This window comes from Achromobacter sp. NCFB-sbj8-Ac1-l, from assembly GCF_052695805.1.
The window spans coordinates 3676274-3689819 of sequence record NZ_CP199812.1 but is presented as its reverse complement, the minus strand read 5'-3'; the positions used below and the strand labels follow the sequence as shown (position 1 = coordinate 3689819).

Sequence of the window (13546 nt, the reverse complement as noted above, 5' to 3'; positions counted from 1 at the left end):
AGATGCATAGCAGCAAGATGAATCCGTGGCGGGCCGCTCCCTTGGCATTGGCGTTGGCCTTCGCGTTGGGCGGCCCCGGCGACGCCCGGGCGCAAAGCGCCCAGGGCCAGGTCGTGCCCGGTACGCCAGCGGACACGGCGTTGACCTTGTCCAAGGGCGAATTCCTGGCGGGTGACTGGGAAGCCGCGCGCGGCGTCACGCTGGACCTGCTGGACGCCGACGGCCGCCACGTGCGCCGGCTGAGCGACGATGAACGTCCGGCCGGCGGGCTGATGCTGGTGGCGCCGGCCGACGGCCGCTACCTCGTGCGCGCGGCCGGGCAGGGCGCCTACCGCTGGACGGTGGCCGAACGCGTGCCGCTGGCGGCGCAGCGCGCGCCCGCACCCGTTATCGACAGCCCGCGGTTGGCGGCCTTGGCGGGCACGCTGGCGCAGGGCGGCAGCACCGAAGCCTTCTGGCGCGAGATCGCCGAACGCGGCGCGCCGCTGGTGGAACCGGTGGATGCCACGCACGACCGCGTGACCTTCCTGTGGCGCGGCGCCGAGCGCAATGTGCGGCTGTTCGGCAGCCCGTCTTCCGACCACGCGCCGTTGCAGCGGCTGGGGGCGTCAGACGTCTGGTACAAGAGCTTCGTGCTGCCCCGGTCGGCGCGGCTGTCGTACAAGATGGCGCCCGACGTGCCCGAACTGCCGGCGTCCGACACGGCCCGGCGCCGCGCCATCCTGGCCACCGCGCAGGCCGATCCCTTCAATCCCAAGGCCTATCCTGAGCGCGGCATCGACGCCTTCCAGTACGCGTCGGTGCTGGAACTGGCTGATGCGCCCGCCCAGCCCTGGGTGGCGCCGCGCGCCGGCGTCACACCGGGCACGGTCCAAACCCGTCCCCTGGCCAGCGCCATCCTGGGCAACACCCGTGATATCCACCTGTACCGGCCAGCCGGTTGGCGCCCTGGCGCCGCCCATAATCATGTGCTGGTGCTGTTCGATGCCGGGCCCTATCTGAGCCGGGTGCCCACCCCGACGATTCTGGACAACATGATCGCCGCGGGCGTGATTCCGCCGACGGCGGCGGTGCTGATCTCGAACCCCACGGCCGATTCGCGCGCGGCCGAACTGCCGCCGAATCCGGACTTCGCCGATTTCCTGGCGCGCGAACTGATGCCGTGGGCGGCCCGGCAGGGCATCGCCGCGCCGGCCGCCCGCACCGTCATCGGCGGGTCCAGCTACGGCGGCCTGGCATCGTCGTATGCGGCGCTGCGCCATCCCGAGGTGTTCGGCAACGTGCTGAGCCAGTCGGGCTCGTACTGGTGGGGCCAGCCGGGCCAGGAAGACCAATGGCTGACGCGCCAGTTTGCCGCCCGGCGCACGCTGCCGGTGCGCTTCTACCTGGTGGCGGGACGGTTCGAGATGGGCCGCGGCGGCCAGCCCGGCATCGTCGAAACCAATCGCCATCTGCGCGACGTGCTGCAGGCCAAGGGCTATCGGGTCACCCACCAGGAAGTGGCGGGCGGGCACGACTACCTGAGCTGGCGCGGCACGTTGTCCGACGGGCTGATCGATCTGATCGGCACGGGCCGGGCGGCGCGCTGACCGGTTCGATGCGGGGAGCGGTCGGGCGTTGGCAGGATGGGGGGCAATGCCGGACAGGCTGGCGTCATCGAATGTTTGCTATATGATGGCTGTCATATCAGGATCATCAGCGTGTTCGACGATTGCCGTGGGCGTGCGCGACGCCCCGGTTGACCGGCCTTTCCCTTCCCATTCCGGAGCCCTGCGCATGACGTCCGATTCCTCCCAGTCCGCCCGCGTGTCCACCGCCCCGCAACGCGAACCCAGCCTGGTCGATCAGACCGGCGCCGGCCTGAGCGGCCTGGAGCAGTTGCGCGCGTTGTTGGCCTCGGGCCGCAAACCCGGCATCCTGGTGTCGCTGGACTTCGATTTCATCGAGGCCGAGGAAGGCCTGGCGGTGTTCGCCGGCACGCCCGGCCCGCATGCCTACAACCCCATCGGCACGGTGCACGGCGGCTATGCCGCCACCTTGCTGGATTCGGCCTGCGGCTGCGCGGTGCATTCGCGCCTGTCGGCTGAACAGGCCTACACCACGCTGGAACTGAAGGTGGCCTATCACAAGGCCATCACGCGCCACAGCGGCTTGCTGCGCGCCGAAGGCCGCGTGCTGTCATTCGGCCAGCGGGTGGCGTATGCCGAAGCCAAGCTGACCGATGCGCAGGGTCGCTTGCTGGCGTCGGCGACGTCCACGCTGTTGGTGTTTGCGCGTCCGTCCGTCTGATTCCGTGCGCGGCCGTGCGGCGCGATGACGCCGGAATGTCTCTCTTGATGGCTGTGCGCGCCGTTTGACGGCGTAGTATTGTCGGCGTGCCAATGGCGGCCCGATCGCCAGCCCGATCGCCAGCCCGATCGCCAGCCGGCCAGCAAGCCGGACCGACGGCTCGAACGCAGCCCCCAGAGCAGCCCCAAGAGCAGACCCAAGAGGAAACAACGATGGAACCCCGCACCCCCCCGCCCGCGCCCCTGGGCCGCCTGAACGATATCGTCGCCATGCCCGCCCATGCGCTGTCGGACGCCATCCGTCAGCGCCGCGTCTCTTGCCGCGAGGTCATGGCGGCCTATCTGCAGCACCTCGACGCGGTCAACCCGCAGTTGAACGCCATCGTGGCGCGGCGTGATGCCGACGACCTGCTGCGCGAAGCCGACGAGCGCGACGCGCAACTGGCGGCGGGGCAGTGGCTGGGCTGGCTGCATGGCCTGCCGCAGGCGCCCAAGGACCTGACCGCCGTGCGCGGCATGGTCACGTCGATGGGCTCGCTGGTCTACAAAGACCACGTCCCATCGCACGATTCCATCCTGGTCGAACGCATGCGCGCGGCAGGGGCGATCTTCATCGGTCGCAGCAATGTGCCGGAGTTCGGCCTGGGCTCGCACACCTATAACCAGGTCTATGGCACCACCCTCAATCCGTACGACCGGTCCAAGACGGCCGGCGGCAGCAGCGGCGGGGCGGCGGCGGCCCTGGCCGCGCGTCTGTTGCCCGTGGCCGATGGCAGCGATTTCGGCGGTTCGCTGCGCAATCCGGCGGCGTTCTGCAATGTCTACGGCATGCGGCCGTCGGCCGGGCGCGTGCCCTATGGGCCGTCCAACGAAGTGTTCCTCAAGCAGTTGTCGTACGAAGGCCCCATGGGCCGCACGCCGCGCGACGTGGCGCGCATGCTGTCGGTGATTGCCGGGCCGGATGCGCGGGTGCCGCTGTCGCTGGGCGATGATCCGACCGTGTTCGCGCAGCCGCTGGACGCCGACCTGCGCGGCACGCGCATCGGCTGGCTGGGCGACTGGAACGGCTACCTGCCTATGGAACCGGGCATTCTTGAACTGTGCGAGCAGGCGCTGGCGGACCTGGAAACGGCGGGCTGCGAGGTCGACGCCTACCGCGTGCCGTTCGACCCGGCGCGGCTGTGGCGCATCTGGCTGGCCCACCGCCACCTGATGGTGGGCGGGCAGTTCCATGGCCTGGTGCGCGACCCCGCAACGCGCAAGCTGGTCAAGCCCGCCCTGATCTGGGAAGTCGAAGGCCTGGACGGCATGACGGCGCACCAGGTATTCCAGGCCACCGAAGAGCGCAGCGCCTGGTACCAGACGGTGCTGGCCATGTTCCAGGACGTCGATTTCCTGGCGGTGCCCACGGCCCAGGTGTTCCCGTTCGATGCGCAGCTGGACTGGCCCAAGGAAATCGCCGGCCGCAGCATGGATACCTATCACCGCTGGATGGAAACCGTCACGCCCTGGACGCTGGCCGGTTGCCCGGTGATCAGCGTGCCGGTGGGCTTTGGCGCGGCCGGGCTGCCCATGGGCATGCAGCTGATCGGCCCGCCGCGTGGTGACCTGGCGGTGCTGCGGCTGGCGCATGCCTATGAGCAGGTGCGCGACTGGGTGGGGCAGCGTCCGCCTCAGGGCTTGTGGAACTGATTCATAGGCATATACAATTTTGCATATGCAATTTTGAGCGGCGGGGCTGCCATGACGATCCCGAAACCTGCCTTCCGGCCTCGCGAAGCCAAGCTCTTTCGCAACAACCGCAGCCAGGCCGTTCGCATCCCGGCCGAATTTGAATTGCCGGGCGATCGCGTGCTGATCCGCCGAGAGGGCGATAGGCTCATCATCGAACCGCTGGCAGGGCCGAGAAACGTCGTGGAATTGCTGGCGCAATGGCAGCAGGAAGCGCCGCTCGGACCTGATGATCAGTTTCCGGATATCGCCGATCCGCCACCGCCGCCCGAGGATGCGCTGTGAGCGGCTATCTGCTGGATACCAGCATCATCAGCGCGCTCCTGCGCGACCCCGCCGGTCCGGCGGCGCGGCATATTGCCCGGGTCGGTCATCGCAAGGTGTGCACCAGCGTCATCGTCGCGGCCGAGTTGCGCTTCGGGTGCGCCAAGAAGGGCTCCGCCAAGTTGCGCGCCAAGGTGGAGCGCTTGCTGGAGGTCATCCCCGTCTTGCCGCTGGAAGCGCCGGCCGATGCCAGATACGGCGCCATCCGCGCCGAGCTGGAAGCGGCGGGGCAGAGCATCGGCGGCAACGAGATGTTGATCGGCGCGCATGCCTGCGCGCTGGGTCTGACGCTCGTGACCGGCAATACCCGGGAATTCGAGCGTATCCGCGGCCTTGCCGTCGAAAACTGGTTGCGCTGAAGCCTGTGGCCGCAGGCATGCGAGCATTGGGTACGCGTTGTCACACTAAAAGACAAGCCCTTGTAAGAGGGCTTTGCTTTTTTCCGACGAACCAGGGCGGCTTTATGGGGTTTCCCCTGTTTTTTCATGGCTGAGCGGCCGCGCCTTTGCAATAATTGTTGATTATTCCCACATCCCGTCATGAACGGGCGGCCGGCGCGCCGACAACGTGCGCCGCCAGCGTCGACCGCGCCGATCCGAGCGCGGGCAGCCGATACTGCACAAAGGTCCCCGGTATGAAGAATCTGACACTACGTGAACGCATCATCGCCAGCTTCCTGGTCATCCTGGCCATCATGGCGCTGATGGTGGTGGTCGATTACCAGCGGTTGCTGCAGGTCGAGGCCGAGGCCGAGTCGATCAATTCGGACGCGGTGCCGGGCATCTACTACAGCACGTCGATCCGTTCGTCGTGGTTCGCGGGCTTCGTGGTGGTGCAGGACGCTTTCAACAGCGACTCCGAGCAGGAGCGCCAGGCTGGCCTGGCCGCGCTGCCCAAGAATGACCAGCAACTGCACGAGAACATCGAGCAATACCGCCGCACGGTGGTGCGCGGCGACGACCGGCGGATGTTCGAGGAATTCGAAAAGACCTTGCAAGCCTACATGCGCATCCGCGGCGAAATCCTCGATCCCGCCATGCAGGCGGACCCGGCCAAGGCGCAGGCCAAGATCAAGTCCGACCTGCGTCCGGCGTTCTACATCGGCCGCGATGTGCTGGCCCAGATGGTGGCGGCCAACAAGCAGCAGGCCGACGAGTCGGCCATCAGCATCCAGAAGGCCGTGGACACGGCCGAGGTCGGCATGCTCGTGTCGCTGGGGCTGGCGATCGTGGCCGCCGTCATCTGCGGCATCCTGCTGATGCGCGCCATCGTCAACCCCATGAATGCCATCGTCAAGACGCTGGAAGCCACCGGCAGCGGCGACCTGACGCGCCGGCTGACGCTGGCCCGCAAGGACGAATTCAACGCCATCGAGGGCGGGTTTAATGGCATGGTGGACGAACTGACCGGATTGGTCAGCAAGACCCAGCGCTCGGCCGTGCAGGTGGCCACGTCGGTCACCGAAATCGCGGCCACGTCCAAGCAGCAGCAGGCCACCGCATCGGAAGTGGCGGCCACCACCACCGAGATCGGCGCGACGTCGCGCGAAATCTCGGCCACCTCGCGCGAGCTGGTGCGCACCATGACGGAAGTGTCCGGCGCCGCCGAGCAGACGGCCTCGCTGGCCGGCAGCGGGCAGGTCGGCCTGGCGCGCATGGAAGACACGATGCGCAACGTGGTCGGCGCGGCCGGTTCGGTCAATGCCAAGCTCGCCATCCTCAACGAGAAGGCCGGCAATATCACGCAAGTAGTCACCACCATCACGAAGGTGGCTGACCAGACCAACCTGCTGTCGCTGAACGCCGCCATCGAAGCCGAGAAGGCCGGCGAGTACGGCCGCGGCTTCGTGGTGGTGGCGACCGAGATCCGTCGCCTGGCGGACCAGACGGCCGTGGCGACCTACGACATCGAGCAGATGGTGCGCGAGATCCAGTCGTCGGTGTCGGCCGGCGTGATGGGCATGGACAAGTTCTCGGAAGAAGTGCGCCGCGGCATGGCCGACATGCAGCAGGTGGGCGACCAGCTGTCGCAGATCATCCAGCAGGTGCAGACGCTGGCGCCGCGCGTGCAGATGGTGAACGAAGGCATGCAGGCGCAGGCGACCGGCGCCGAGCAGATCAACCAGGCCTTGCAGCAACTGAGCGACGCGGCCCAGCAGACGGTGGAATCGCTGCGCCAGTCCAGCCTGGCGATCGAAGAGCTGACGCTGGTGGCCAACGACCTGCGCAGCGGCGTATCGCGCTTCAAGGTCTGAGGCGGCCATGCCCGACCTTGCCCCGATCCCGCCCGCGGCGGCCGGCAACGCCGCCGCCCGGCGCCGTTTGTACCTGCTGTTTCGCATCGGCGCGGACCGCTACGCGCTGGACGCGGCCGACGTGGTCGAAGTGCTGGGCATGCGCGCATTCAAGCAGGTCCCCGGCACGCCGCCCTGGGTGGCCGGCGTGTTCGACTGCCGCGGCACGGCGGTGCCGGCCATTGACCTGAGCGCCTTGGCGGGCGCCGGTGATGCGGTGATGGTGACCAGCACCCGGCTGGCGCTGGTGCGCTACCGGCCCGACGGCCAGGGCGACGCGCGCTTGTTGGGGCTGATCCTGGAGCAGGCGACCGAAACCGTGCACTATGATCCCGCCGCGTTCCAGCCCGTGGGGCTGGACATGCCGGCCGCGCGCTACCTGGGCCCCGTACTGAGCGATGCGCGCGGCATGGTGCAGGCCGTGAGGGTGGCGGATCTGTTGCCCGAGCCGGTGCGCGCATTGCTGTTTCCCGCCGACGCGGCGCGGGCAGGAGCCCTGCCATGATGCGGGTGGATGAATTCAGCACGGTGCTCAAGCGCAAGATGGGGCTGGACAGCGGCTCGATCGGCAAGGCCGCGATCGAACGCGCGGTGCGCCTGCGCATGCAGGCCGTGGGCGCGGACGAGGAGCAGGACTACCTGATGCGGGTACAGACCTCGCCGGCCGAGATGCAGCAGCTGATCGAGGCCGTGATCGTGCCGGAAACGTGGTTCTTCCGTTACCCGGAATCGCAGGCCGCGATGGCGGCGCTGGCGCGCGAGCGCTTGTTTGGCACGGGGCTGTCGGCAAGGGCATCGGCCGCCGCGGCACCGGCCGCCGCGGCATCGGCCGCCGCAGCATCGGCCGCCGCAGCCACCGCTTCCAGCGAACAGGTCTTGCGGGTGTTGAGCGTGCCTTGTTCCAGCGGCGAAGAACCTTACTCCATCGCCATGGCCTTGCTGGATGCCGGCGTGCCAGCCGCGCGCTTCCAGGTGGACGCGGTGGACATCAGCGAACGCATGGTCGAATTCGCCCGCCGCGCCTGCTACGGCCGCAATTCCTTCCGTGGCGACGACCTGTCGTACCGCGACCGCTATTTCACCGAAACGGCCGAGGGCCATCAATTGGCTGCGCACGTCACGGCCCGCGTGCGCTTTCTGGCGGGCAACCTGTTCGACGACCAACTGTTGCCGCACACGGCGCCCTACGACTTCGTATTCTGCCGCAATCTGCTGATCTATTTCGACGCCGCCACCCAGGAACGGGCCGTGGCGGTGCTGCGCCGCTTTGCCCGGCGCGACGGCATTCTGTTCGTGGGGCCGGCCGAGACCAGCCTGCTGACGGCGCGGCGCCTGCCGGCGGTGCCGATGGCGCGGGCGTTTGCGTTCCGGGCCGAACCGGCGGCCCCGGTTGACGGCGCCGCGCCCGCTTCGATGGCCTGGACGGCGCCGCCGCCCGCTCCTCGGCCCGCCTTGGGGGCGCAAGGCCGCGCGCCGATCCGGGCCGTGGCGCCCCGCCCGGCCGTCGCCACGGCGTCCGCCTTGGCGGGCCATAGCGCCGCCCATTCCCCGTCCTATCCTGCGCCTGCCGCCCACGACACCGAGGCCTCGCTGCGCAGTGTCGCGATGCTGGCCGACCAGGGCCGTGTCGCCGAGGCGATGACGCGGTGCCGCGCTCACCTGGACCGCCACGGCGCCAGCGCCCAGGCGCTGTACCTGCTGGGCCTGTTGCAGGACGCCGAAGGCGACGCCCGCCAGGCCCAGGCCGCCTACCGCAAGGCGCTGTACCTGGACCCGACCCACCGCGAGGCGCTGCTGCACCTGGCCGCGTTGATCGCGTCCGAAGGCGACCAGGAAGGCGCCCGCCGCTTGCAGGCGCGCGCCGCGCGCCAGGAGGCCCGCCGTGACTGACGCATTGGCCAGGCTGTCCGAAGTGGACGATTGCTGGAACCGCATCGGCATCCGCGGCGATAAAAGCTGCGAACGGCTGCCCGAACACGTGCATTGCCGCAACTGCCCGGTGTATGCCGCGGCGGCCAAGCGCATCCTGGACCGCCTGCCGCCGCAGGCCGCGGCGCAGGTCGAGGACACCACTGCCGCCCTGGCGGCGCAGGCGCGCCTGTCGTCGCTGCTGGTGTTCCGCCTGCGCAACGAATGGCTGGGGCTGTCCACCAAGGCGCTGGACGAAGTGGCCAGCACGCGGGCCATCCTGACGCTGCCGCACCGGCGCGATCCGGCGGTGCTGGGGGTGACCAACGTGCGCGGCACCTTGACGGTGTGCGTGTCGCTGGCGCGGCTGCTGGGGCTGGACGCCACGGCGGCCGACAACGGCCGCGACCGGCCGTCGGCGGCGCGCATGCTGATCTTCGGCGGCGCCGGCCGCGCGGTGGTGCTGCCGGTCGACGAGGTCGAAGGTATCCATTCCGTGGACCTGGACGCGCTGGGCGCGCTGCCCGCCACGGTCGAAGGCGCCAGCCTGAAATATTCCCGCGGCGTGGTGCGCTGCGGTGCCCATAGCGTGGGCGTATTGGACGAGACCCTGTTGATGCAAGCCATGGAACGGAGCCTGGCGTGAACCCGGACCAGATGCGCGACGCCTCGTTGCTGGAACTGTTCCAGCTGGAAACCCGCGATCAGGTGCAGGTGCTGAACAACGGCCTGCTGGCGCTGGAGCACGACCCGACGTCGGCGCCCCAGCTCGAAGCCTGCATGCGCGCCGCGCACTCGCTCAAGGGGGCCGCGCGCATTGTCGACCTGCATCCGGCCGTGCGCATTGCGCACGCAATGGAAGACTGCCTGGTGGCGGCGCAGGAAGGGCGGCTGCGCTTGCAGGCCGCCGATATCGACGCGCTGCTGCTGGGTGCGGACCTGCTGCAGCGCGTAGCCACGCCGGGCGCCGAACTGGGCAGCGAGATCGACGAGTTGGTGGCCCGCCTGTCCAACGCGCCGAATGCGCCGCCGGCCGCGGCGGTGGTCGAACGTGCGCCCAGGCCATCCGACTTTCTGCCGCCGATCCAGCGGCCTGGCGACCCGCCGCCGCCGCCCCCGCCCGCGCGCCGCGTGTCGGACCAGGCGCTGGGCGAGGGCGAGCGGGTGCTGCGGGTCACGGCCGACACGCTCAACAAGCTGCTGGGCCTGTCCAGCGAAACCCTGGTCGAATCGCACTGGATCGCGCCGTTCAGCGCGTCCATGCTGCGGCTGCGGCGCCTGCAATCGGGCGCGGGCCAGGCGCTGGACAGCCTGCGCGCGTCGCTGGCCGAGGCGCACCTGGATGCCCGCAGCCAGGCCGCGCTGGACGATGCCCAGCGCATCGTCGAAGCCTGCCAGCAGGAACTGACGCAGCGCGCCAGCGAGGTCGATGAATTCGGCTGGCGCATGGGCCACCTGGCGCAGCGCCTGTACGACACGGCGCTGGCCTGCCGCATGCGGCCCTTCGGCGACGGCGTGGGGGGCATGGCGCGCATGGTGCGCGACCTGGGCCGCTCGCTCGGCAAGCAGGTGCGGCTGGAAATCGATGGCGACGCCACCCAGGTCGATCGCGACATCCTGGACAAGCTCGATGCGCCGCTGATGCACCTGTTGCGCAACGCGGTGGACCACGGCATCGAGATGCCGATGGACCGCCTGGAAGCCGGCAAGCCGCCCGAGGGCCTGATCCGGCTGTCGGCGCGCCACGCCGCCGGCATGCTGCTGATCGAACTGAGCGACGACGGCGGCGGCATTTCGCTGGACCGCCTGCGGGTCGAAGTGGTGCAGCGCAAGCTGACCAACAGCGAGACCGCCGCCCGCCTGAGCGAGGCCGAACTGCTGGAATTCCTGTTCCTGTCCGGCTTCAGCACCCGTGGCGAAGTGACCGAGATCTCGGGCCGCGGCGTCGGGCTGGATGTGGTGCAGACCATGGTGCGGCAGTTGCGCGGCGCCGTGCGCATCCACCAGCAGACGGGGCAGGGCACCCGCTTCGTGCTGGAAATGCCGCTGTCGCTGTCGGTGGTGCGCAGCCTGCTGGTCGAGGTGCAGGGCGAAATCTACGCGTTTCCGCTGGCCTACGTCAGCCACGCGTTGCAGGTGCGCGCCGAGGACATCGAGCAGCTTGAAGGGCACCAGCATTTCCGCTTCATGGACCGCCAGATCGGCCTGGTGTCGGCGCGCCAGATCCTGCGGTCGGGCGACCCCGCCCCGGCGGCCGAGACGCTGCAGGTCGTGGTGGTGGGCGACCACGACAAGCGCTACGGCATCGCCGTGGATCGCTACGTGGGCGAGCGCACCCTGGTCGTGCAGCCGCTGGACCCGCGCCTGGGCAAGGTGCAGGACGTGATGGCCGGTTCGCTGATGGACGACGGCACGCCGCTGCTGATCCTGGACGTCGAGGACATGCTGCTGTCGGTGCAGAAGCTGGTCGAAGGCGGGCGCTTGACCCGCGTGGACGGCGGTGGCCCGGTGGCGCAGGCGCGGCGCCGCAAGCGCGTGCTGGTGGTGGACGATTCGCTGACCGTGCGCGAACTGGAACGCAAGCTGCTGCTGAACCGCGGCTTTGACGTGGCGGTGGCGGTCGACGGCATGGACGGCTGGAACATGCTGCGCAACGAGCCCTTCGACCTGGTGGTGACCGACGTCGACATGCCGCGCATGGACGGCATCGAGCTGGTCACGCGCATCAAGGCTGACCCCAAGTTGCAAAGCCTGCCGGTGATGGTAGTGTCCTACAAAGATCGCGAAGAGGACAGGCGGCGCGGCCTGGATGCCGGTGCCGACTATTACCTCGCCAAGGGCAGCTTCCACGACGACGCCCTGCTGGACGCCGTCGAAGACCTGATCGGAAAGGCGCGAACGTGAGAATCGGCATCGTCAACGATCTGCAGATGGCCGTCGAAACCCTGCGGCGTGTCATCGCCCTGGAACCCGGGCTGGAAGTCGCCTGGGTGGCGGCCAACGGCCAGGAGGCCCTGGAACGCTGTGCCCAGGACCGCCCCGACGTGGTGCTGATGGACCTGATCATGCCCGTCATGGACGGCGTCGAGGCCACGCGCCGCATCATGGCCGAAACTCCCTGCGCCATCGTGGTGGTGACGGTCGACGTGGCCCGCCACACTGCGCGCGTGTTCGATGCCATGGGCTACGGCGCGCTGGATGCGGTGGACACGCCGGTGGTGGGCAGCGCCGACCTGCGCACGGCGGCCACGCCCTTGCTGCGCAAGATCCGCAATATCGGCTGGCTGATCGGCCGCTACGGCAATAACCGCACGGCGCTGACGCCGGTGGCCCGCAGCGCGACCCAGCTGGGCCCGTCGCAGGGGCTGCTGGTGATCGGCGCGTCGGCCGGCGGCCCGGCCACGCTGGCGCAACTGCTGCGCGACCTGCCCGTGACGTTTCCCGCCGGCATCGTGCTGGTACAGCACGTGGACGCCTCGTTCGCCGCTGGCATGGCCGACTGGCTCAACGATCAGGTCGATCTGCCGGTGCGGCTGGTGCGCGAAGGCGAGCGCCCGGCGCCGGGCCAGGTATTGCTTGCCGGCACCGACGACCATCTGCATCTGGTGGCGGATGGTACGCTGCGTTACACCGAGAATCCCAAAGAAAGCCTGTACCGTCCCTCAATTGACGTATTCTTTCATAGCGTGGCGCAGCACTGGCGCGGCCTGGCGGTCGGCGTGCTGCTGACGGGCATGGGCCAGGACGGGGCGCGCGGCCTGAAGGCGCTGCGCGAGCGCGGCTGCCTGACCATTGCCCAGGACCAGGCCACCAGCGCAGTCTATGGCATGCCGAAAGCGGCGGCCGCGCTGCAGGCCGCCGTTGAAATCCGCCCGTTGGACAAGATTGCCCCCCGTTTGATCCAGGCGTTTGCTTGAGCCGGCGGATACAGCGAGACATCAAGGACAGACACTATGCACCCTCCCATTGACAGCCCGGCGTCGGCGGACCTGAATTCGCATGCGGCCATGGTATTGCTGGTCGACGACCAGGTGATGGTCGGCGAGGCCATCCGCAGGTCCCTGGCCACGGAGGGCAACATTGACTTCCACTATTGTTCGGACCCCTACAAGGCCCTGACCGTCGCCATCCAGACGCGGCCCACCGTGATTCTGCAGGACCTGGTGCTGCCGGGCGTGGACGGCCTGAGTCTGGTGCAGGAATACCGCAGCCATCCGGTGACGCGCGACATTCCCATCATCGTGCTGTCCACCAAGGAAGACCCGGCCATCAAGAGCGCGGCGTTCGCGGCCGGCGCCAACGACTACCTGGTCAAGCTGCCCGATTCGATCGAACTGGTGGCCCGCATCCGCTACCACTCGCGCTCGTACCTGGCGATGGTGCAACGCGACGAGGCCTACCAGGCCCTGCGCCAGAGCCAGCAGCAGCTGCTGGAAAGCAATATGGAATTGCGCCGCCTGACCAATTCGGACGGCCTGACGGGCCTGGGCAACCGCCGTTATTTCGATGAATACCTCAACGCCGAATGGCTGCGTGCGCGCCGTGACGGGCGCGAGATCAGCATGCTGATGATCGACGTGGATCACTTCAAGTCCTACAACGACACCTACGGCCACATCGCCGGCGACGAGGCCCTCAAACGCGTGGCCAACACCATTTTTGCCAGCTGCGACCGGTCCACCGACCTGGCGGCGCGTTTTGGCGGCGAGGAATTCGCGCTGGTGCTGCCGGGCACGCCGGCGGGCAGCGCCCGCCTGGCCGCCGAAAAGCTGCGCCGCGCGGTGGAAGCGATGCAGATTCCGCAGAAGGATGCGGGCGGCGGACCGTGGCTGACCGTCAGCGTGGGCACTGCCACGGCCGTGCCGGTGGCCGACCAGCCTTGCACCGACCTGATCCAGGTGGCCGACCGCGGGCTGTACCAGGCCAAGCGCCAGGGCCGCAACCGGGTAGTGCAGGGGCAGATGTAATTCAGCAAACGGCCCCGGCGTTGTGCGGGGCCTGC

General features: G+C 68.9%; 12 protein-coding genes. All 12 read left to right on the top strand.

Translation table 11 applies throughout. The features are described 5' to 3' along the window. The first annotated feature begins 2 nt into the window (after nucleotides 1-2). The 12 genes from fes (at nucleotide 3) to ACUDP5_RS16780 (ending at nucleotide 13511) form a co-directional block, all read left to right on the top strand. Nucleotides 3-1589 (top strand): enterochelin esterase, encoded by a 1587-nt coding sequence (fes, locus tag ACUDP5_RS16835; protein WP_263914460.1) that lies wholly within the window; start codon nucleotides 3-5, stop codon nucleotides 1587-1589. A 187-nt stretch (nucleotides 1590-1776) separates the two neighbouring features. Further along, entirely contained in the window at nucleotides 1777-2289 is a 513-nt protein-coding gene (locus ACUDP5_RS16830; protein ID WP_263914461.1) for a PaaI family thioesterase, read from the top strand. Between the two features lie 212 nt (nucleotides 2290-2501). After that, entirely contained in the window at nucleotides 2502-3980 is a 1479-nt protein-coding gene (locus tag ACUDP5_RS16825) for an amidase (protein WP_445656647.1), read from the top strand. Nucleotides 3981-4031: 51 nt separating this feature from the next. Continuing rightward, nucleotides 4032-4304: an antitoxin gene (locus ACUDP5_RS16820; protein ID WP_263914463.1), complete on the top strand. Its 273-nt coding sequence runs from the start codon at nucleotides 4032-4034 to the stop codon at nucleotides 4302-4304. Then, nucleotides 4301-4702, top strand: coding sequence for a type II toxin-antitoxin system VapC family toxin (locus ACUDP5_RS16815; RefSeq protein ID WP_263914464.1), 402 nt, complete (start codon nucleotides 4301-4303; stop codon nucleotides 4700-4702). Before ACUDP5_RS16820 ends, ACUDP5_RS16815 begins: the two co-directional genes overlap by 4 nt. 275 nt (nucleotides 4703-4977) lie before the next feature. Beyond that, on the top strand, nucleotides 4978-6597 hold the full coding sequence (locus tag ACUDP5_RS16810; RefSeq protein ID WP_445656646.1) for a methyl-accepting chemotaxis protein: 1620 nt from the start codon (nucleotides 4978-4980) through the stop codon (nucleotides 6595-6597). A gap of 7 nt (nucleotides 6598-6604) precedes the next feature. Beyond that, the gene (locus ACUDP5_RS16805) at nucleotides 6605-7141 is read left to right on the top strand and encodes a chemotaxis protein CheW (protein ID WP_263914467.1); all 537 of its coding nucleotides are present in this window, start codon (nucleotides 6605-6607) and stop codon (nucleotides 7139-7141) included. Continuing rightward, a complete protein-coding gene (locus ACUDP5_RS16800) occupies nucleotides 7138-8526 on the top strand; it encodes a CheR family methyltransferase (protein WP_445656645.1) in 1389 nt (462 codons plus the stop codon). Before ACUDP5_RS16805 ends, ACUDP5_RS16800 begins: the two co-directional genes overlap by 4 nt. Next, a complete protein-coding gene (locus ACUDP5_RS16795) occupies nucleotides 8519-9190 on the top strand; it encodes a chemotaxis protein CheW (RefSeq protein WP_263914469.1) in 672 nt (223 codons plus the stop codon). Before ACUDP5_RS16800 ends, ACUDP5_RS16795 begins: the two co-directional genes overlap by 8 nt. Then, nucleotides 9187-11448, top strand: coding sequence for a hybrid sensor histidine kinase/response regulator (locus tag ACUDP5_RS16790; protein WP_445656644.1), 2262 nt, complete (start codon nucleotides 9187-9189; stop codon nucleotides 11446-11448). The genes ACUDP5_RS16795 and ACUDP5_RS16790 overlap by 4 nt, the downstream gene beginning before the upstream one ends. Further along, nucleotides 11445-12461 (top strand): chemotaxis response regulator protein-glutamate methylesterase, encoded by a 1017-nt coding sequence (locus tag ACUDP5_RS16785; RefSeq protein WP_445656643.1) that lies wholly within the window; start codon nucleotides 11445-11447, stop codon nucleotides 12459-12461. The genes ACUDP5_RS16790 and ACUDP5_RS16785 overlap by 4 nt, the downstream gene beginning before the upstream one ends. A gap of 36 nt (nucleotides 12462-12497) precedes the next feature. Further along, a complete protein-coding gene (locus tag ACUDP5_RS16780; RefSeq protein ID WP_263914473.1) occupies nucleotides 12498-13511 on the top strand; it encodes a response regulator in 1014 nt (337 codons plus the stop codon). The last annotated feature ends 35 nt before the right edge of the window (nucleotides 13512-13546 follow it).